Annotated in this window: 11 protein-coding genes and 1 pseudogene; 11 read left to right on the top strand and 1 reads right to left on the bottom strand. The window is 36.5% G+C overall.

Annotation, left to right across the window (positions count from 1 at the left end):
- Both hemH and hemG read left to right on the top strand, forming a co-directional pair.
- Positions 1 to 1,056, top strand: coding sequence for a ferrochelatase (gene hemH / locus L2586_RS07460; RefSeq protein WP_235292237.1), 1,056 nt, complete (start codon positions 1 to 3; stop codon positions 1,054 to 1,056).
- The gene (gene hemG / locus L2586_RS07455) at positions 1,037 to 2,368 is read left to right on the top strand and encodes a protoporphyrinogen oxidase (protein WP_235292235.1); all 1,332 of its coding nucleotides are present in this window, start codon (positions 1,037 to 1,039) and stop codon (positions 2,366 to 2,368) included. Before hemH ends, hemG begins: the two co-directional genes overlap by 20 nt.
- A gap of 35 nt (positions 2,369 to 2,403) precedes the next feature.
- Here the strand turns inward: hemG and L2586_RS07450 are convergent, their stop codons facing one another.
- Positions 2,404 to 6,606, bottom strand: coding sequence for an ATP-binding protein (locus L2586_RS07450; protein ID WP_235292233.1), 4,203 nt, complete (start codon positions 6,604 to 6,606; stop codon positions 2,404 to 2,406).
- A 352-nt stretch (positions 6,607 to 6,958) separates the two neighbouring features.
- On the opposite strand from L2586_RS07450, the gene L2586_RS07445 reads away from it, so the two are divergent.
- From L2586_RS07445 to L2586_RS07410, 9 genes and pseudogenes are all read left to right on the top strand, one after another.
- Positions 6,959 to 7,870, top strand: a complete 912-nt coding sequence (locus L2586_RS07445) for a sialate O-acetylesterase (protein ID WP_235292232.1) — start codon at positions 6,959 to 6,961, stop codon at positions 7,868 to 7,870.
- A gap of 63 nt (positions 7,871 to 7,933) precedes the next feature.
- Positions 7,934 to 8,041: pseudogene (locus tag L2586_RS24800) on the top strand (RidA family protein); the annotation flags it as partial.
- 24 nt (positions 8,042 to 8,065) lie between these two features.
- Positions 8,066 to 9,001: an NAD-dependent epimerase/dehydratase family protein gene (locus tag L2586_RS07440; RefSeq protein ID WP_235292230.1), complete on the top strand. Its 936-nt coding sequence runs from the start codon at positions 8,066 to 8,068 to the stop codon at positions 8,999 to 9,001.
- An 89-nt stretch (positions 9,002 to 9,090) separates the two neighbouring features.
- On the top strand, positions 9,091 to 13,788 hold the full coding sequence (locus L2586_RS07435; RefSeq protein ID WP_235292228.1) for an ATP-binding protein: 4,698 nt from the start codon (positions 9,091 to 9,093) through the stop codon (positions 13,786 to 13,788).
- On the top strand, positions 13,785 to 15,977 hold the full coding sequence (locus tag L2586_RS07430; protein ID WP_235292226.1) for a sensor histidine kinase: 2,193 nt from the start codon (positions 13,785 to 13,787) through the stop codon (positions 15,975 to 15,977). The genes L2586_RS07435 and L2586_RS07430 overlap by 4 nt, the downstream gene beginning before the upstream one ends.
- Before the next feature lie 6 nt (positions 15,978 to 15,983).
- Positions 15,984 to 19,565 (top strand): sensor histidine kinase, encoded by a 3,582-nt coding sequence (locus L2586_RS07425; RefSeq protein WP_235292224.1) that lies wholly within the window; start codon positions 15,984 to 15,986, stop codon positions 19,563 to 19,565.
- The gene (locus tag L2586_RS07420; RefSeq protein WP_235292223.1) at positions 19,562 to 21,556 is read left to right on the top strand and encodes a sensor histidine kinase; all 1,995 of its coding nucleotides are present in this window, start codon (positions 19,562 to 19,564) and stop codon (positions 21,554 to 21,556) included. The genes L2586_RS07425 and L2586_RS07420 overlap by 4 nt, the downstream gene beginning before the upstream one ends.
- A 2-nt stretch (positions 21,557 to 21,558) precedes the next feature.
- Positions 21,559 to 21,930, top strand: a complete 372-nt coding sequence (locus tag L2586_RS07415) for a response regulator (protein ID WP_235292222.1) — start codon at positions 21,559 to 21,561, stop codon at positions 21,928 to 21,930.
- A 6-nt stretch (positions 21,931 to 21,936) separates the two neighbouring features.
- Complete coding sequence (locus L2586_RS07410; RefSeq protein WP_235292220.1) at positions 21,937 to 22,977, top strand: adenylate/guanylate cyclase domain-containing response regulator; 1,041 nt, start codon at positions 21,937 to 21,939, stop codon at positions 22,975 to 22,977.

Raw genomic sequence — 22,977 nt, 5'->3', positions numbered from 1 at the left:
TTGGGGAGTAAAAGAGTTGCACTAATCGTTAATCTGGGTTCGCCGGATTCCACAGAGACTAAAGATGTTAAAAAATACTTGGATGAGTTTTTAATGGATGAGCGGGTAATCGACCTGCCATATTGGAAACGAGCACTTTTAGTGAAAGGGATTATTCTCAATTTTAGACCCAAGAAAAGTGCGAAAGCCTACCAGAAAATATGGTGGGACGAGGGATCTCCGTTAATTGTTATTTCTAAGAGATTGCAGCAGAAGGCTCAAGCATTGACAGATATTCCTATATACCTTGGAATGCGATATGGGAATCCTTCTATCAATGATACCATCCAGAAAATTAAAGATGAGAATCCGTTCTTAACTGAGATTTTATTGATTCCGCTATACCCACATTATGCGATGAGCTCCTACGAGACGGTGGAAGTGAAAGTGCGAGAGGCTATGCCGATCATAGGGCATGATGTTGCATTAACAGTTATGCCACCTTTTTATAATAGTAAGGCATATATCAAGCTGCTGAGTGATAAAATAGGTGAACATCATCCAGAAAACTACGATCAAATTCTTTTCAGTTACCATGGTATTCCAGAAAGGCATGTTAGAAAGACCGATCCTTCTGGAGAACACTGTTTGGTGGAAGATGACTGTTGTGAAAAAGAGCATCCATGTCAGGCGTTCTGCTATCGTCACCAGACTTTTAAAATGACAGATTTTGTTAATGCTAATTTGCAATTGCCTGAATCTAAAGTCCAGAGCAGTTTTCAGTCTCGGTTAGGAAATGATCCTTGGTTACAGCCTTTCACTGATAAGCGATTAGAGTCACTACCGAGTGAAGGCGTGAAGAAACTTATGGTTGTTTGTCCCGCATTTGTTTCTGATTGTTTGGAAACTTTGGAGGAGATAGAAATGGAGGGAAGAGAAGAGTTTCTCCATAATGGAGGCGAAGAATTTAAGATGGTTCCGTGTTTAAATGATGATGATGAATGGGCAGCTTTACTAGCTCAATGGATCACAGATTTTGACCCTAAAAAAAGTCTAAGTGAAGCAAACACATTTTGATTACATTGTTCTGGGAGGAGGAATTAGTGGACTAGCTATTTCATTAGAATTGCAATCTAGGGGAGAGGAAGTCAGCTTGATAGAGAAGAGCGATAAGGCGGGAGGTGTATTACAATCAATTTATAATGATGATTGTTATTGGGATCGAGCTGCACATACTTTAGCTGTAGATTTGGAATTGCTCACTTTTTTTCAACGATTTAACATCGAGGATTTACTTGTAGAACCTAGTACGGTTGCGAAGAATAGACAGATCGTAGTCAATGATGAAATTCACAATATTTCGAATCATCCAGGTAAGATATTGACCGCTAAATTTTTAAGCAGTGGAGCTAAAGTGAATTTGCTTAAAGAATTATTTAAGAAACCGGTCAAGATACCGAACCCTACAGTCAGGGAGTTTTTCGAATACCACTTCGGAAAAGAAATTACAGAGAATATCATCAGTGCGGTGTTCTCAGGAATCTATTCTGGAGATATTGAGAAGATGGAAATGAAAGCTGTAATGGGGAATATTTTCCAAATGGAGCAAGAATCTGGAAGTCTTATCAGAGGGCTTATGAAGCAAAAAGATAAAACCCAGAAACGTAAAATTTATGGAATAAAAGGAGGTATGGAGCATATGAATCGTACTTTATCTGCTCAATTATCCAACCTGGAATTAGGAAATGAAGTGCTCGAAATCAGAAAGGTAGACGATGTTTTTTACTTGAGAACAGCAAAGGGAGAAAGAACTTGTAAGCAATTGATTTCCTGCCTTCCTGCTTATAATTTGAGTAACATCATTTTTAAAAGCCATCAAGAATTAAGTGTAAACCTGGACGAAATTCAATATAATCCGATGATTTTGATTCATGTAGCCTTTGACCAGTCTAGTGTAGCAGAGGAGTTGAATGCATTTGGTTTTTTATGCAGTCAGTATGAATCTCCAGTTCTTAAAGGAGCTATTTACAATTCAAGTTTATTTCCATCTCGAGCCAATGGTAATTTGGTTTCTTATACCATTTTTATGAAGCCAAAAGCTAAGTGGCTAGATAATAAAGAGCGCTTAGATCGAGAAGTGGATAAGGTTTTAGGTCAATTTCAAAAATTGACAAAAATTAATGGAGCTCCCATTCACAAAGAGATGACGATATGGAAGCAGGGGATTCCTCAATTCAATAAGCCTTACGAAAGCTTAAAGTTTCAACTGATCAAGCAAGCAGAAAGTATACCTGGATTTACATTAAGTGGCTCTTATATTTCAGGTGTTTCAGTTCCCGATTGCATTAAGTATAATCTAAGGTTAGCAAGTCAGTTAGTAAAAAAGTAACTTTTAACGCAGATCATATAGGTCAATGTTAAGAATTATGATGTGGGTGAGTCTGCCATCCTCCATTCAAGAGGTGTCTTACCGAATTCTTTTTTAAACACTCGAGTAAAATAACTTGGGTCACTGAAACCACAATCGTAAGCTACTGCAGAAACGCTTGAGTTTTGATCCATCAACAATTCTTTTGCTTTTTTTAGTCTAATGAATCGGATAAAACGGTTTGGTGAAAAACCAGTTAAAGCATCTAATTTTCGACCAAATTGAGAATGACTCAGATGAGAGTTTTGCGCTAATTGTTCAACATTTAAATCAAAATCACTAATGTGAGATTCAATGTATTCTTTGACATTCAAAACAAATGCATCATCTAATTTACTTCCATAAAGTGTATCTTCTTCTAAATTATTATTGCTCACTATACCTACACTTGTTTGATGATACAATCTTAATTTATCCCTCAGATCAAATAAATTTTTAATGGTTAAAAGCAACTCTTGTTTTTCAAAAGGTTTGGCCAAATAGGCATTAGCACCAAGTTCAAGGCCTTCAAGTTTACTATCCTGATCTGCGCGTGCCGTCAACATTATTACCGGTATGTGATCAGTTCGATTATCCAATTTGAGTTTACGACAAAATTCATATCCATCCATGATCGGCATCATTACATCACTTATGATCAAATCAGGTATTACCTCACTGGCGACCTCAAAACCTTCCTGACCATTGACTGCAATCGATAGTCGGTATTCAGATAAACATGAAGCTATATACGATGCAACATCTTCATTGTCTTCCACTATTAAAATAAAAGGCTGCTGTGAATGCTGGGTCTGTGCTTGAGTCGTTTTAATTGCCGTCGGGTTTTCAGGAATTTTGATTTCTTTTGTTTTTTCTTGAGGAATACTTATTTTATTTTCAGTAGGTTTCAAGGTTGTAATAGCATTTTTCTTTTCAGCTTTTTTCTGAATTGGCAATACAACTTTAAACTCTGATCCTTTTTTCGCTCCTACAGGCGGACTTTGTACAGAAATAGATCCTTGCATTAATGCGACCAATTCTTTCGAAAGTGCCAGCCCAATTCCAGATCCATCATATTGACGAGTAATACTATTATCCACTTGATAAAATCGATCAAAAACTTTGTCTAAATCATTTGTAGCAATCCCATTACCTGTATCTTTAACTCGAATGACCAAGGAATCATTTTCTTCTCTTAAATTAAAATAAATATGTCCACCTACAGGCGTGAATTTGAAAGCATTTGAAATCAAATTAGATACAACTTGTTGTAATTTTTCACCATCGAAATCCATATCTAAAGAATTAATTTCTGGTAAAAAATGCAATTGAATTTCTTTATTGGTAGCAAAGGAACGAAAGGATTCAACGATAACCGCTAAAAAGTGAACAACATCTCCTTGAACCAATTCCAAGGACATTTTACCACTTTCCAGTTTAGATAAATTCAGCATTTTGTTGACCAGATTTAGCAGATTTTGGCCATTGCGAATGATCATATTTAGACCACTGCTAAAATGCTTTTTAGGATTGTCCTGAACCTGTTTGGCCATGCCTAGAATAATGGTCAAAGGAGTTCGAAATTCATGAGTCATGTTCATATAGAGTTGCGACTTAAGCATTTCCAGCTCCTTCACCCGATCTGCTTCTTTCTTTTCAAATGCAAGTTGCTGTTGAAGCTTTGCTCTTTTAATTGAAAATCGATAATACGTTCCTATAGCTGCAGCGATCATTGAAATATAAAGGAGATATGCCCACCAAGTCTTCCACCAAGGAGGCAAGATATTGATTTGTAATTCAGCAATATGCTCACTCCATATTCCTTGACTATTGGATCCTTGAACTCTAAAAATATATTCCTTGGGCTGTAAATTTAGAAAAGTAGCAGATCTACGATTGCCTGCTTCAATCCACGTATCATCAGCTCCAATTAACTGGTATCTGTATTTATTTCTTTCAGGTGCACTAAAATCAAGTGATGCAAATTCTAAGGTTAGAATTTTCTCTTTATGAGATAGCGTTATTTTATTAGTACTTTCAATGGTGCTTTCTAAAATTTCACTTTCATCTTCAGGAAATACAGGCTTGTTATTGACCAATATGTTGACGATATAAGTTGGAGGAGAAAATTCATCATTTAAAACTTTCTTAGGGTCAAAAACATTATATCCATTTATACCTCCAAAAGCAAGTCGCCCATCTGATAATTTCGCAAAAGCACCCGTATTAAACTCATTCTCCTGCAAACCATCTGACTTAGAAAAATTTCTAAATCTAAATTCACTTAATGAATCTGCAATTGAGGAATTCGATTGACTCATACAAAAAATACCTTTGTTGGTACTACCCCAGATATTCCCAGCATTATCAGAAAGGATACCATAAATAACATTATCTGGTAGGCCATCTTCTTGAGTCAAGTGTATAAAAGCACCTGTTTCTTTATTTAGGCGATTTAACCCTCCACCTTTTGTTGAAACCCAAAGATACTTTTCTGGATTTTTGGGGTCTTCCAGAAAGGAACTAACATGATTATAATTTAATGAAGTTTGATCACCTGGGATATTCACATAGGCTTTAACTTGTAAATTGTTCTGATTATATGTAGGTCTTATGCATTTTGTAAATCCATTTTCTGAACCAACCCACAAGTTGCCATCAGAATCTTCATACAATGCTGTTGAAAGTGCTATAGAAGGCTTTAGTTTTTCACCCGCTTCTAATTGAAGTTTTTGACCATTTTTTACATTATATGATTTGACTTGCCCTGTTTTAGGATCAATTTGTGTCAGTACATGATCATACCCAGCCATCCAAATGGAAGCATCCTCACATTCTATCATCGGTTGAAATTGATGATGATGCCAGCTGATGTCAAAAACCTGAGTTTCCTTCGAACTTGGGTTAAACCTTTGAACTTGCAAGTAGGATTGCTCCACAAATTCTAGTCTGGTCCAAATGTCTCCTGATTTGCTAAATAAGAGTGCATCTACATTGGGTTCCTCATTATTTAATCGGTTATATTTTAAATATGGACCGTCATTTTTAAACCATTGGAAAGCATAATTTTGTAAAAACAATTCGTCATCACTATCCACTACAATTTTTCTAAAACTCAAATCTTCGAGTTGATGAGTGAAGGCATTATGTTGTGGGTTAATTTTATAAATTCCAAACCCTGATGAACCTACCCAAAGAATACCTGAGCGATCTGAAGTCATTGAATTGAAAGGAAATTCTCTGTTTTCAGGTTTCCAGCTATAAAAACAAAGATCGGAATTTAACTTTATTGATGGTTTAGTCATCAGGTCCTCAGTATTCAATCCAAATAATGTATCAAGAGTGACGATCCATAAATTTTCTTGGTCATCTTCTCTTAGATCTCGGATATGAGCGAACTCTCCAACTAAGGAAGGAGTATTACTTCCATCCCAAAGAAATAAATCATAACTGCCATTGCTTGCCCATATCGAACCGTCCGCACGTGCACTAGCTGTTTCAAATGTAAAACCATCTACGGCTAAAGTCAGTTCTGTTTTTTGAGCATTGAAATGATATATGGCATTGTTTCCACCTACCCAAATTCGATCTTTTGTATCTTTAACAATTCCACGAAGTGTATAAAAATCTAGAGATATTTCATTTGTTGTAGGTTTATTTTTGCTTAAATGAGTGGGTATCGGAATTCGAATGATTTGAGGCGCTTTTTGAGCAGTAAAAAAATCATCCTCAAGTCGGAACATATTTATTTCCTCTTTGTCAATGGCAGTAATAAAATAACCAGAAGTATCTTCAGCTATGGCGGAAACATAATTTCCAGTTAGACTTAAAGGATCATTAGGATCTTGGCGAATATGATGAAAGCGACCTGTTTTTTTGTCATAAATATTAATACCTGCATTGTCAGAGCATGCCCAAATTCGTCCTGCGGAATCTTCGAATAATTTAATAATGGTATTACCAGATATTGACCAAGGATCGTTGGGATCATTAGTAAATACTTTAAATTGGTAACCATCATATCTGTTTAGCCCATCCTTAGTTGCAATCCATAAAAATCCTTCTCGATCTTGTAAAATATCATAGATCATTCCTTGGGATAAACCATCTTCAGTGGTGATGGTTTCAATTTGATTATTTACTTGAGCTAGAAGGTTTCTGCACAAGTAAATAGATAGGATTGCTATAATCAGCAATGATTTTTTGAATTTCGGGTTCATACTATAGTGAAAATAAATAAAAAGCCTAGATAATCCTATAGATGCGCAGTTTGTCCTATTAAAATCCTAAAAAGTCCTAGACCTCAGTCCTTTTCTCCTATTCGTAAGCTGCTTCAAGTTGTAGTTTTAGACCATCAATTGTTATGACAAATAATTAAAGATTTAATAACGCCAAAAAATCACGGGGATGTCGAAAACCGCATAGAGTAGGCACTTTTATAACCTTAAAATACCCAATTATGAAAACCCAATTCTTTCATTTGTCTCGATATTTATTATTGCCAATATTTATTGTTTTGATGTGGTCAGTGCCTTCCCTTGCATATAGTTGTAAATAATTAAAAGGATAATTATGAACCAAAAAGTATTAGCATTTATCGCATTACTTCTTCCAATAATCGGGATTTGTCAGCAAACCGAAAGAGACACAATTAGACTTTTTTATTTAGGAGGTCAGTCAAATATGGATGGGTTTGGCTTGAATGCTGAATTACCAGATTCCATAACATCAAATCTCGAAAATGTGTGGATATTTCATGGAAATCCTGCCCCTGATGAAGATGCAAATGGAGGATTAGGCTTATGGACTGAACTGCAACCAGGCCATGGTTGGGAATTCTCATCCAATGGTGATGAAAATAAATTGTCAGAGTATTTCGGAATAGAACTTTCTTTTGCAAAAAGACTAAAAGAATACTATCCAAACGAGAAAATAGCAATAATCAAATATTCAAGAGGTGGAACATCAATCGATAGCGTAGCAGCTGGACGATATGGTTCATGGGAGCCGGATTATAAAGGTACTAAGGGAATCAATCAATATGACCATTTTTTGAAAACGATCAACATGGCGATGAGTGTCAAAGACATCGATAATGATGGAATTGAGGATTATTTGATTCAATCAGGGATCTTATGGATGCAAGGAGAAAGTGATGCGTATAGAGAAGAGGTTGCTTTCCGATATTACGGAAATTTAAAACGCTTAATGGACCTAGTACGTGCAGCACTACATCGAGATGACTTGCCTATAGTTATTGGAAAAATATCAGATTCGGGGAATACAAAGTCAGGTAAAACGTATAGATATAGTGAACTTGTTCAGTATGCTCAAGAAAAATTTGCACGTACAGAACAAAATGTCACGATTGTAAGAAGTACACAACGATATAATTACTATGATGCTTGGCACTACGATAGCAACGGCTACATAGATTTAGGGCAAAAATTTGCAGAAGCTATTTATAATTTGAATCAGAAATAACTGGTTACAACATTTTATATGCGGCAATGCTCTCTAAAATGTCGCACTCTGCAAATACTGGACGAAATCTATAGAAATCATTTCCCTACTGGAACTTGGGTAGGGGTGAAAGAACTGGCATTACCTGATTTCATGATTGAAATAGAAATCGAAGGTTACAAAGAAAATTAAATCAAAAAATAGAAATAAAATATAATGAAAAAAGTAGGAATAATAGGTGGCTCTGGGTTTATTGGGAGTTACAATACAAGAAAATTTCTTGAAAATGGATTCAAAGTAAAAGTTTCAGCTACAGACATTTCCAAAAAAGATAAATATGAACATTTAAAAGAATTACCGAATGCTCAGCATTTAGAAATTGTTCCTTTAAATGTTGAAAACAAAACTCAACTGGTAGATTTTTTAAAGGGATGTAATATCGTCGTCCATGGTGGTACACCCTTTAAATTAGATGTTCAAGATCCTAAAACGGAACTATTTGATCCAACGATACAAGGAACTGAGAATTTTCTAGAAGTCATTCAAGAAATGCCAGAGATAGAAAAAGTAATTTTTATAGCATCAGTTGCAGCATTCAATACGGATTTTCCGCTTTTCCCTAGCAACAAAAATGCAAATGAGCAGATTGATGAGAAAGACTCTTTCATGAGTGACGAAAGCCATCCTTATGCTCAAGCCAAATTTATTGCGAATCAAGCAGTGGAGAAATTCATTGCTCAGCACCCGAAGCTAAACTTCGAAATAACGACGGTTTCACCAGTAGGAGTGATGGGAAAATCATTATCCAATAGAGAAGATTCAACTTCGGGAGGCTTACAGTTTTTATTTAAAAATAAAATGGCGCCGAATCCATTTATTCAAATGTTCTATGATAAGGACATAGAGTTTGCAATGGTTGATGTGGAAGATGTTGCTGAAGGAGTTTATAAAGCTGCAATTAAAAAGGGAATTCATGGGCAGAATTATTTATTGACCAGTGAAAGTTACCCTATTTCTGATATCACTCGAATGCTTAATCATGAAAATCCTGTAAAGAGTCCTAAAGTTATCTACCGCAATGATTTGGCTAAGAATGAATTAGGGATGGAATTCAAACCCGCCCAAGTGCCTTTGAATAATTATTCCAATTAGAATGGAAGCTTAAGTTCAATCAAATTGAAAAGTTAAGCTTCTTTCTCAGATTAGTAACATCCTAGCATAACATACGCCCTAAAACATAAATGATAATAAATAGCCAAATAGAAACAGATATAAAGGAATTTTTGCAAAACTACTGGGATACCTATTTTGAAGGTAATCTGCAGAAATGGGCGTCCTATATTACTGTGGACTATAAAAACATAGGCACCACCGAAGAAGAAATCTGGAATAGCAAAAAAGATATCCTGGATTATACAAAAGAGATGATCGATCAGATGGTGGGCAATGCTGAGGTGCGAAATAAAAAAGTGCATGTCATTCCCTATCCTCCTTATTTCATGGCTCATGAACTTGGAGATTTGTATGTAAAGGCAGAAGATGAATGGATGTTTTATGCGCCCATTAGGCTGTCTTCATTAATGCAGAAAAATGGCGAGAGTTGGATTGTTTTGCACCAGCATGGTTCTTTCCCTGATTCTAAAACAGAGGAAGGAGAGGCGTTCGGCTTCGATGCACTTAAAGCTGAAAACGAAAAGCTACAAAATGCCGTTAAGGAGCGTACTGCAGAATTAGAGCAGAGAAATCGGGAATTAGAGTTAGAAGCTGCTTTAGAAAAGGTGCGAAGCCGAACAATGGCGATGCAACAAAGTGCGGAAATTAGTGAGGTAGCATTGGTTTTGTATGAACAATTAACTGGTTTAGATGGAGAGTTATGGGGAACTGGCTTTGCATTCTGTGAGGAAAATGCTGACACGGATGAATTTTGGTTTGTTAACCATAGTGGGGTTTTGCCGAATTTAAATATACCAAATACTGATGATCCGACACATATTTCCATGTATCAAGGGTTTCTAGACCAATTAGATCTATTGACCATTGAAAAAGGGGGCGAAGAATTAGAGGAACATTACCGATATATGCTGTCGGTTCCTTCTGTTCAACCTGTATTTCAAGGAATGTTGGATGATGGCATTAGTTTTCCCAAATGGCAAAAATGGCATGCAGCTTATTTCAGATACGGTTACCTCTTGGTCATTACAACAGAGGCTTATGATAATAAAGAGATATTCGTCCGATTCGCAAAAGTATTTGAACAGGCATACATTCGATTTTTAGATTTAAAGCGAGCTGAAGCACAACGAAGAGAAGCACAAATAGAAGCTGCATTGGAAAAAGTGAGGTCTAAGTCTTTGGCAATGCATAAAAGTGAAGAACTGGGAGACTTATCACTTGAGTTAGTAAAACAGGTTCAGGCTCTAGGTGTCAAAACCTGGTTTTGTGCATTTAATATTTATGATGAAGACCCAGGTGGTTCCATCGAGTGGGGAAGCAATGGCGAAGATGTTTTTCCACAATATCGAACCCCGAGGGAAGGTATATTTCTCCGCTATTATAATGCTGGTCAAAGGGGAGAAAGCTTATTGATTAATGAAATTGGAGAAAATGAATGTGCAACACATTACGAATACTTGTGTACTTTGCCTGGAGTTGGAGGCCAATTACTAAAAATGAAAGCTGCTGGCATTCCATTTCCTACCTCTCAAATTGATCATGTAGCCTTTTTCAAATTTGGTTATATTATTTTCATTACTTATGAGGAAACACCGAAATCGCATCATGTTTTTTTGCGTTTTGCAAAAGTATTCGAACAGTCATATGCTCGCTTTCTAGATTTACAGAAAGCTGAAGCCCAAGCAAGAGAAGCACAGTTAGAGCATGCCTTGGAAAAAGTTCGTTCTCGTTCTTTAGCGATGAACAAGAGTGATGAATTGAATGAAGTAGTAGCTATTCTTTTCGAAAAATTAAAAGAATTACAAATTCCGTCAACAGCGGTGGGCATCGCAATTCCTATTGATGGTTCAAAAGGTTTTAATGCTTTTGTATGCGGAGAGAATGAAGCTGGATTAGTAATCAGTAATTATCGTCTTCCTTTTTTCGAAAACATAATTGCCAGAGAATTATACTATTCCTTTGAAAAGCAATTGGATTTATTTGTTGGAAAGTACTCCAAAGAAGAAAAAAATGCTTTCTATGAATATCTGTTTGAACATTCTGCCATCAGAAATGTACCTGATGATATTAAGAACATGATATTCGAAAGCCCGAGCTATACGATTACTATGGTAGCGGTTAAGAACGCATTGTTTAACATCAATGATTTTGAAGGAAAACTTTTATCAGAAAATGAAATTGATATCATTAAGCGTTTTTCAAAAGTCTTTGACCATGCATATGTGCGTTTTCTTGATCTAAAGAAAGCTGAGGCTCAAGCAAGAGAAGCTCAGATCGAATCTGCTCTAGAAAGAGTTCGATCTAAAACCATGGCGATGCACAGTAGTGAGGATGTAAGTTCAACTGTAATTACTTTATTCGATGAGGTTTTAAAGTTAGGACTGGATAAATCCATTCGCTGTGGTATAGGAATCCTTCAGGATAAGGAGAATATGGAAACTTGGTCGGTTACTCATTCCGAAAATGGAGAAGTTGATCTGAAAATGGGTTTGTTGGATATGAGCATTCATCCTTTGTTGGTAGAGATTAAAAAGACATGGAAAAATAGAAAAAGAGGTCTTGTCTATGAATTGAATGACAATGAAGTAATAGAATATTATAGCGCATTAAACGATGCTCCAGATTATCCATTTCAAGTAGATTTGGCAACATTCCCCCCGAGGAAATTCCACACTAGCTTTTGTTTCTCAGCAGGAATACTCTTTGCTTTTACTGAAGAACCACTTTCAGATGAAGCAACTGGTGTTCTAAAAAGATTTGCTGGTGTTTTCAATCAAACTTATACTCGTTTCCTAGATTTGCAAAAAGCAGAAGCGCAGACTCGTGAATCCCAAATCGAAGCCGCACTGGAAAGAGTACGTTCCAAAGCCATGTCCATGCGTAGTAGTGAGGATATCGGTGAAGCAACGACAGTCCTTTTTAAAGAGATAGAAAAGTTAGAAATAGAAACCATGCGTTGTGGCATTTTAATTATACATGATAATAAAGTCATGGACGTCTGGACCACTTCGACTACAAAAAAAGATCAGATTATTAGTGTTTCTGGTCAAATTAATATGACGATTCATCCCTTATTGGAAGGTGTTTTTCAAGGTTGGAAAAAAGGACTAACTAAAACCCAATATGAATTAGTAGGCAAGGACGGAGAAGAGTATTACGATGCGATCAGAGGAGAGCTAAATTATAATTTACCCGTCACAAATATAACTAAGGGTCGGCACTTTAATACTTGTTTCATGTTTAATGAAGGTGCACTTTTCGCATTTACAATAAATGAAATATCAGATAAGCATGGAAAAATCTATGAAAGATTTGCCAAAGTTTTCGGACTAACCTATCAACGGTACCGCGAATTAATAGAATCAGAAAAAAGAGCAAGAGAAGCGAATAAACAATCATCTTTGGATCGGGTTCGCGGCGAAATTGCCAGTATGAGATCCACTGAAGATCTAAATCGGATTACGCCAATAATATGGCAAGAATTGATCAATCTTGGAGTTCCTTTTTTCCGATGTGGTGTATTTATCATAAATGAGGTATACCAAAACATACAAGTATATCTTTCTGACCCAAAGGGTAAATCATTGGGTCTGATGAATCTGGATTTTGCGACGAGTGACTTAACAAGTAATTCAGTTAGTTCATGGAGAAACAAGGAAGTTTACAAAACACATTGGAATAGAGAGGAATTTATCTTATGGACTACATCACTTCAAGATTTAGGTAAGATCGAAAATAAAGAAGGATATCAAGACGGAGATGATGCACCGGAATCATTAGACCTTCATTTTGTTCCATTTGCCCAAGGTATGCTGTATGTTGGGAACTTAGAACCTTTGAATGAAGACCAAATCGATTTGGTGAAAAATCTTGCTGAGTCATTTTCCATCGCTTATTCACGCTATGAAGATTTTACAAAATTAGAGAAGGCTAAAGAAAGCGTTGAAGAAGCATTGAGCAACTTACAAGCCACCCAAAAACAACTTATTCAATCCGAAAAAATGGCATCCCTCGGAGAACTTACCGCTGGAATTGCCCATGAAATTCAGAACCCGTTGAACTTCGTCAATAATTTTAGTGAGGTGAGCAACGAATTGATAGATGAAATGAATGAGGAAATTGAAAATGGTGACCTGAAAGAAGCAAAACTAATAGCAAATGACATTAAGCAAAATTTAGAAAAAATAAACCACCATGGAAAACGTGCAGATGCTATTGTTAAAGGTATGCTCCAGCACAGTAGAAAAAGTTCAGCGGAAAAAGAACCTACTGATATCAATAAGTTGGCCGATGAATACTTACGACTGGCTTACCACGGTTTGAGAGCGAAAGACAAATCCTTTAATGCATCATTAGAAACCAATTTTGATGAATCTATTGGTTTGATTGATGTTATCCCTCAAGATATTGGTCGAGTAATTCTGAATTTAATTACCAATGCCTTTTATGCAGTTAGCGAGAAGTTAGCTGAAGTTAAAGATTCTGTTCATCAATTTAATCCTACAGTTTCTATAGCAACATTGGTAGAAAATAATACCCTTAAAATTACGGTAAGTGATAATGGAAATGGGATTCCCAAGCACATAGTGGAGAAAATATTTCAACCCTTTTTTACAACAAAACCTACAGGTCAAGGAACCGGATTAGGATTGAGTATGAGTTATGATATCGTGACTAAAGGACATGGTGGTGACTTGAAAGTGAATACAAAAGAAGGAGAGGGAAGTGAATTTAGCATAATAATACCAATAGTAGAAGGATCATGAAGGCGATAACTACATATGCGATCTTAATGATTTTTATGGGGCTGTCAACTTTAATGGCACAAGAAAAATCTGTCTTATTATCAAAAGATATGTTTCAAACTCACCAGATTCTTCCTTTGTCGACATTAGATGGTTGGGTATTTAAAAAAGGTGATCATCGAGATTGGGGAGAAGTCGAAGTGAATACCCGTGATTGGAAGCCGAAGAAAATCAGTGAAATCAATACGAATTATGAAGATGAAAGTGGTAGAATAGAAGGATGGTTCAGAATAAGAATTAGAATAGATTCATCACTCTCTAATTTAGAATTAGGACTGAACCGACAACTTTGGGCTGCTACTGATGTCTATATAAATGGTGAACTTGATCATTCCTTTGGCAGTACTAATGAAAAGTATGAAGCTTATAATCCAATTTTAAAATACCCTACAAGCATTAATCTCAATGCTGGCGAAGAATATCTCATTGCAGTTCATTTTGTAGATTATGAAACAACCTTTACACAGCGTGAAATTAGATTGAAACAAGAGAATTTAAAAAGATTTCTAAATCTGACTGGTCCAGAATATGCAGATGCTGTAACAAGGCAACTTAAACTCACACATATTTATGGCACATTAAATATTGGCATTTCATTCCTTTTGTTTCTGTTGTTTTGGTTCTTAGTATTGCTTAATCAGAATCAAACCATTTTTATAATGATAGCCACAATGGCTACTTTTGTGTTGCTAACTGCAATAGGTATTTTCTATAATACATTTTACGAAATTTCCTATGACGAAGAAAAAACGAGATTTCTTATCACGATTACCCTGCAAGCATTTATCGCAACTTTTGGCTTATTAATTCTAGAATGGGTTTTGTTAAAAAAGATTACCTGGCTATCTATTACGATTTTAATTGTGGTGACCTTTACAAGTACAATTGCGCATATATTTAGTATTTCTTTTCCCTTCGGAATCTCATTTTCTGTAATGTTGGTCTATGTATCTTATCTTCTTTACACACATTGGAAGTCAATTAACGCTGGGCAGTTGGCGGTGATTGCAGCTTTAGTAATGCCGATAATAGCAAATATATTTTATGTCAATGTACACAAATTCTCGCTTGATTTCTTTTATCATTATGATAAACTTATTACCTCGTTTTCATTGTTAAGTGCCCCAATATTTCTGATGTTATACATTGCAGTACGATTCAAAGAAATTCTTAAGGATGCTGAACTGGAGGCCAATAAAGTTTTAATGATTTCTCAAGAAAAAAAGGAACTTTTAGCAGATCAAAATGTGAAATTAGAAAGCTTGGTTACTGAGCGAACTAGCGAACTAAAAAATTCACTGGAAAACTTAAAGGCTACCCAAGACCAATTGATCCAATCCGAAAAAATGGCATCGCTCGGAGAACTAACCGCTGGCATTGCCCATGAGATTCAGAATCCGCTGAACTTCGTAAATAATTTTAGCGAAGTGAGTAATGAATTGATTGTGGAAATGAACGAAGAAATCGAAAAAGGAGATCTGGAAGAAGCAAAGTTAATTGCTGAAGATATTAAACAAAACTTATCGAAAATAAACCATCATGGAAAGCGTGCAGATGCCATTGTAAAAGGAATGTTGCAACACAGTAGAAAAAGTACCGCTGAAAAGGAACCTACAGACATCAATAAGTTGGCCGATGAATACTTACGTTTGGCATATCACGGACTAAGAGCAAAAGACCAAACTTTCAATGCAACACTCTTGACGGAATATGATGAATCCATCGGAATGATAGATGTGATTCCCCAAGATATAGGAAGAGTGATTTTAAATTTAATTACCAATGCTTTTTATGTGGTGAAAGAAAGAAAACTTTCTGAAGAAAAAGTGAATTCAGATTATGAAAATAATACAGGGTCAGAAGGACTGGACATGTACATTCCTATTGTTTCAATTAAAACTCAGCAAAAGGAAAATAAGGTTGAAATTATAGTGAAGGACAACGGAAACGGAATCCCAAATCACATCCTGGATAAAATATTTCAACCCTTTTTTACAACGAAACCCACAGGCCAAGGAACTGGATTAGGGCTGAGTATGAGTTACGATATTGTAACTAAAGGGCATGGCGGAGAATTAAAAGTAAAAACGGAAGAAGGTAAGGGAACAACATTTATTATTGAATTACCAATAGATAACCCCAAGAATTAGCCTAATATGAAAATAAATATTGTAAATAAGTACGCGATAAACACAAGTTTGATATTATGTCTCTTATTGTCATCCTGCACTAAGACGAGCAAATCTGAATCTGAAACAGCTGTAGGCAATTACAAGATTCCCGAAACCATCCCGCTCAAATTTACAGATCCTGAGCCTTTCAAATGGGAAGTGATCGAAAACGAGGAATTGCTCCCCCCCATTACCTTCTCCTTAGATGTGGATGCTCTTCCGAGTGAGTCTTTCGATCTGAATCAGTTCCGTCCGCTGAAGGAGCCAATGAACATAGAGGATTTCGACTGGGAGAATTTCATAGAGGCACCTTTAGCTTATGATTCCGTGCCTTATACGATTACTCAATCACCTATAAGAAAGCCCGACATTATAAGAATGCCGCCACCTTCAGTCGTGAAAGATGCGAACGCGAATCTATTGAAATTAACTACAGATAACGGATTAAACACGAACAGGATTTTAAGTTTCCTGGAGAATGAAGATGGATCATTATGGATAGGTTCAGGCAGTAGCCAGATAGCAGAGGGTCTAATTCTACATGAGGGTGAAAAAGCTTCTATCTATAGCTATAATCGAATTTTCGGGATGACGTATGATCAGCAGGGAAGGTTATGGTTAGCAGCAGGAACTAGCGGCATTTACATGTTAGATTTTAAAAATAATATTGAATACAAGATTACCCATAATGAGACTAATTTATTCGGCGGGGATGTCATGTGTGACCATGAGGGAATGATTTATATTGCTGCATGGGGCAGCGGCTTCTACACCATCGACCCTGAGCTTGAAAATTTACGTAAAATTAAAAATACGGACAATCTGGCTGCGAGAGTTTTCGAAGACAGTCAACACAATGTTTGGCTCGGGGCGAGGGACAGTCTGATGGTCATTGATCCGGAAAGGCAGTCGGTAAAAGATATAACAATCGATGGACTTCGCAATCGGCATACAGGAGTTTTTTATATATATGAAGATACCGGTGGATCCACATGGATATGCCTTGATTCTTATTACAATGCTGAAAATGCTGAAGAGACCAAGCTGGTAAAGATTTCCGTCGATAAAAAAACCATTTCTAGCCTCACGAGTGATCATGGCTATGATCATTCCGGTCATTCGATAGCAGAGGATGACGATGGGAATTTCTGGGTAGCAGGTCTAAATGACATTTTTATTTTAAATAAGGAACTTACTTCTTTTAAAAAGATTCGAACGAGCAATGAAGTGACCACGTTAAACGAACGTGTAAGTGGTATCAAAAGAAAGGACGGAACCCTATGGTTCGGGTCAGTGGGAAAAGGTGTTCAAATTGCAAATCGTTTCACTTCAAAGACAATTTATTTCGATGCATCTTCTGGTCTAGTTCATGATGAAGTGTGGGAAATCATAGAAAATTCAAGAGGCGAATTATGGCTTGGTACAAGTGGTGGAATTAATATAATTGACCCAAGTAAACAAACCATAAAAACTTTAAGTAATGAGCTGCTAAAAAATAAAGTAGGAGGAAATGTAGGAGTAATAAAAGAGGTATCTGATGATAAATATATATTTCGAGCTGGTGCGGGTGGTTTTTCTATCTATGATCGAAAGAAAAATAAAATTAGTCAATATCTATCAAAGTCCAATGAAGCATTGGAAGTCTGGGATCTGGAAATGGTCGGGGACAGTACGATGTATTTGTATGCAGTGACAGGGCTATATAGGTATAACCTATCTCTGAATAAGTTAGAAAAATTGGTGCTTGGTGAAAATTCAGACATCTTAATAAATAGAATTGGAGTCAATTTTATACTCGATGAAAATGAAATAATTTGGCTAGCGACAACCAACGGTAAAGGTGTCGGAAAGGTGGATTTGAAAAATAAAACCCTCAGTTTTCTGAGTGAAAATGAAGGTCTTAGTGATAATAATACTGCTGTCATTAGACTAACAAAAGATGGTGAACTGTGGATTGCGACCCTGCGAGGTTTAGGGGTTATAAATTTTGATGAGAACACCTTAACCAACCTTACAGCTGAAAACGGATTGATTCCAGACGAGATTTACGACATCGTAGAAAGAGATTCTTTGATCTATGCAGGAACCGTTAATGGTTTGATCCCCATAAATAAATCTGGTTTTAGAACTTCAGAAAAAGGCTATGTGAACTTTAATGGTGGGTATGCCTTTCTGGGTAGTGACTATCTGGTGGAATCACCCACATTTCTAGAGAATGGTCAGTTTTGGTCAGGTGTTGCAGATGAAGAAATCAAGTTTAGACTCATGATTCTGGATAGTGCTCCTGAGTTGGATAGTACATTAAGTTCAATTCACATATCGAATACTTATGTTATGGATGAACTGGCCAATAAGGATAGCCTTTTGCTTCCTTATGATCGCAATAGTCTCAGGTTTCATTACGGAAGTAGTGATATTTATAACACTGATAAGCTAAACTATCGGTATATTCTTGATGGAAACGATGAAGATTGGACTTTTGCAAATTCCAATACCAGTACAAAAAACTACTACAATCTTAAACCAGGGCAATACACGTTCAAAGTCGCTTCTAGGGGAGTGAATCAGCTATGGTCGTCACCTGTAGATCTGCAATTCCGAATCAAACCTCCTTGGTGGAAAACATGGTGGGCTTATCTTCTTTTCGGATTAATCGTTCTTGGTATTCTCAGAGGATACATCGTATTTCGAGCGAGAAAATTGACAAAGGAAAATAAGCTTCTGGAGCATAAAGTCAATGTCAGAACGAAAGAACTCAAAGCGTCCCTTGAAGATTTACGATCCACCCAAGCCCAACTGATTCAATCCGAAAAAATGGCTTCTCTCGGTGAACTTACAGCTGGCATTGCCCATGAAATTCAGAATCCGCTAAACTTTGTGAACAACTTCAGTGAAGTGAGTAGTGAGTTGATCGATGAAATGAATGAAGAGATGGAGAAAGGTGACCTCGAAGAAGCAAAGTTGATCGCTGGCGACCTCAAGCAGAACCTACAGAAAATCAATCACCATGGTAGAAGAGCGGACGCCATTGTGAAAGGGATGCTCCAACACAGTAGATCAAGTTCTGCTGAGAAGGTACCCACAGACATCAACAAGCTCGCAGATGAATATCTCAGGCTTGCTTATCACGGATTACGCGCTAAAGACAAGTCCTTTAATGCCACACTGGAAACTGATTTTGACGAAAGTCTGGGATTGGTCAGTGTTATTCCGCAAGATCTAGGAAGAGTCATTTTAAACTTGATTACCAATGCTTTTTATGCGGTCAATGATAGAAAATCGAAAAGCGATGAGACCTACCTACCAACGGTCTCCATTACAACATTGGCAGAAAATAAATCGCTGAAAATTAGCGTGAAAGATAATGGTAACGGCATACCTAAAGAAGTTGTCGATAAAATATTCCAACCATTTTTCACGACGAAACCAACTGGAGAAGGGACCGGATTAGGCTTGAGTATGAGCTATGACATCGTTAAGAAAGCACATGGCGGAGAGCTTAAGGTTGATACAAAGGAAGGCGAAGGAACGACATTTACTATAACCTTGCCAAATAGATCAGCATGAAGAAAATACTAATTCTATTCATATTGCTGGTCACTTTTGGAATCAATTGGTGTTTTAGTCAGCCTCAGGAATATAAAGATCATGAAATAGATAGTCTGACAATTGAATTTAGGGCTGCTTCTATTGATTCTTTGAAAATAAAACTAGGTAAGAGAATTATAGGGAGATATATTTCGAAAGCTTGGAATGCAAATAATACAGGTCGTTATGCTGAATCGTATCGTACTTACCATCAAGCATTTGAATTCTGGGAAGCCAAGGAAATGTTGAGCCTTTTTGAAAAGACTAAAAATTCGCAAATTGAAAGGTCCTATTATTTCAGCCTTGCCAATTTATATTTTAATTATGGTCACCTTATGGGGGCTACTGGGAATGATTTAGAACGAAAATTCAATTATTTAAAAGCTTATGAAATTGCAGTTAGATGGGATGATGCAATTAATACTACTTATGGTTTAACTGGTATTGCACTCATTCATATGGAGAACAATGCTTTGGATTCGGCAAGCCTCACCATTAAGAAGACATTGCTCTATCCTGCCGACCAGATCGGCTATAATTATTCTACCATGCTTTTTCTTGATGGCATGATTGAATATATGTCTAAAAACTATGCTGCTGCTAAGCATTCGTTCTCACGTGGATTATCTGATGCTACAAAAAGGAATAATGATACCGGCAAAGCCTTAACCTACTATGGTTTAGCGAAGACCTACACTGCACTAAGCAAGCCAGATTCCAGCTACTTGTATGCTATGAATTCGCTGGAGATTATGAAAATTATGGAAGAAGTGCAAATTCTCGAATTCGATATTGCAGGAGTGTATGAACAACTTTACGAGCACTTTATTCAAGTAGGCCAGCCAGACAGCACCCTAATGTATTTACAACTTGCTAATAAAAAAGGTATTGAACTAAGAGAGAAAAGGATTGCACAAATGGCGGCATTTCAGCAAGAGCTGCTCAATAGAGAGAAGAAGGCTAGCTGGGAAGAAAAGAAGCGAATACAACGTGAGAGTCAATTCAGAACTTATTCTTTCTTAGGAATATTGGCGGTTTTAAGTGCATTAGGGCTTATCCTTTTTCGCAGTTTTCGGCAAAAACAAAAAGCAAATATTTTGTTGGCTTCCCAGAAAGCAGAAGTTCAGAAAACATTGGCACGACTCAAAGAAACGCAAGCCCAACTCATTCAATCTGAAAAAATGGTATCTCTCGGTGAACTTACCGCAGGCATTGCTCATGAAATTCAGAATCCATTAAATTTTGTCAATAATTTTAGTGAAGTGAGCAATGAATTGATCGACGAAATGAATGAAGAAATGGAAAACGGTGACCTCGATGAAGCTAAACTTATTGCTGAGGACATCAAACAAAACCTTGAAAAAATAAACCACCATGGTAAACGTGCAGATGCAATTGTCAAAGGGATGTTACAGCACAGTAGAAAAAACGCAGCAGAAAAAGAAGCAACGGATATCAATAAATTGGCAGATGAATATTTGCGCCTAGCTTATCACGGACGGAGGGCAAAAGACAAATCTTTTAATGCGAATTTAGAAACCAATTTTGATAAATCCATCGGTCTTGTAAATGTAATTCCTCAAGATATTGGCAGAGTAGTTCTCAACTTGATTACCAATGCTTTTTATGCGGTCAATGAAAAAAAGCTTTCACAGGAAAAAGTCATTGCAGGTCATGGAAATTCAACAAATGATGATTTAAAACCATATACTCCAACTGTTTCTATTTCAACATTAGCAGAAAACAATAAAGTGAAAATTATTGTGAAAGATAATGGCATTGGAATTCCGAAACATGTAGTTGACAAAATTTATCAACCTTTTTTCACGACCAAACCTACAGGCGAAGGAACAGGCCTTGGGCTAAGCATGAGTTATGAAATTGTAACCAAAGGCCACCAAGGAGAATTAAAAGTAGACACTAAAGAGGGCGAAGGAACCTCATTCACTATAACCTTACCAAAAATATAATTATGAAAATTTTAGTAGTTGATGACGAAATGGATGTAAAAGATTTATTCCTACAAAGATTCAGGAAAGAAATTCGTAAGGGAGAACTGAAATTTGTATTTGCTTTTTCTGGAGAAGAAGCACTGAAGACATTAGATGGTTTGCAGCATGAGACAGTTTTAATCCTAAGTGACATCAACATGCCTGGCATGAGTGGACTTGAATTATTGAAGCGGATTAAATCCAAGTATATTGCTCCACCGCCCGTAGTTATGATGGTTACGGCTTATGGCGACGATGAAAATTTTAATACAGCAAAAAGTCTAGGAGCAGATGATTTTTTAACCAAACCGGTTGATTTTAAAATGCTGAAACAAAAATTACTAAGTAATTAATTTATTATGGCAAAAATATTAGTAGTAGATGATGAGTCTGATCTAGAAATACTCATCAAACAGAAATTTAGAAAGCAAATCCGTGGAGGCGAATACGAATTTTATTTTGCTGAAAATGGCCGACATGCATTGGAAGAGATTGTTAAGGAACCAGAAATTGACATAGTGATGAGCGATATCAATATGCCAGAGATGGATGGCTTGACCTTGCTGTCTGAGTTAAGTGAGTCCAGTCCACTTATCAAATCCGTGATCGTATCTGCTTATGGAGATATGGATAACATAAGAACGGCGATGAACCGAGGCGCATTTGATTTTATAACTAAGCCTATCAATTTTGAGGACCTAACCGTGACCATGGAAAAGACTCTAAAACATGCGAAACACATAAAACAGACATTACAAGCCATCAAAGAAAATAACATATTGAAAATGTATGTGGATGAGAACGTGCTTAATTTTATGAATAAAAAAGAGTATGAATCCATCATAATGGCCAATGAGACCATAGAAGGTACAGTGATGTTTATAGATATCTGTGGATTTACGACCATTAGTGAAAATGCGCCTCCCGATACGGTAGTTACGATGATAAATTCTTATTTCGATGAAATGGTTAAAGAGATAATGGCTCAAGATGGGTACATCGATAAATTTATAGGTGATGCTATAATGGCTGTTTTTAGAGGCGACTACCATTTAGATCGAGCTATAGATGCAGCCTTGGCAGTATGTACAAAGGTGAATTCTTTACCAGCTGTGAAAGAAGGTTTACAGTATAAGCCTAAGGTTTCTATTGGAATCAAAAGTGGTGAAATGGTTTGTGGAAATATCGGTTCACAAAGTCTAAGAAGGTTGGATTTTACCGTAATCGGGGACACGGTGAATACTGCTGCTCGATTACAGGATGCTGCTAAAGAAAACCAAATTATCATATCAGAAGAATGTTATGAAAAAGTAAAGGAATCCTTTAAATGCAAGAAGGTAGGTGAGATAAATTTGAAGAACAAAGCCCTTCCTTTATCAGTATTTGAAGTTCTAGAATAA

This window comes from Portibacter lacus (assembly GCF_021533215.1).
Lineage (GTDB): Bacteria > Bacteroidota > Bacteroidia > Chitinophagales > Saprospiraceae > Portibacter > Portibacter lacus.
Note: the sequence above shows the minus strand (reverse complement) of the source record. Positions and strands in the feature narration are given on the sequence as shown.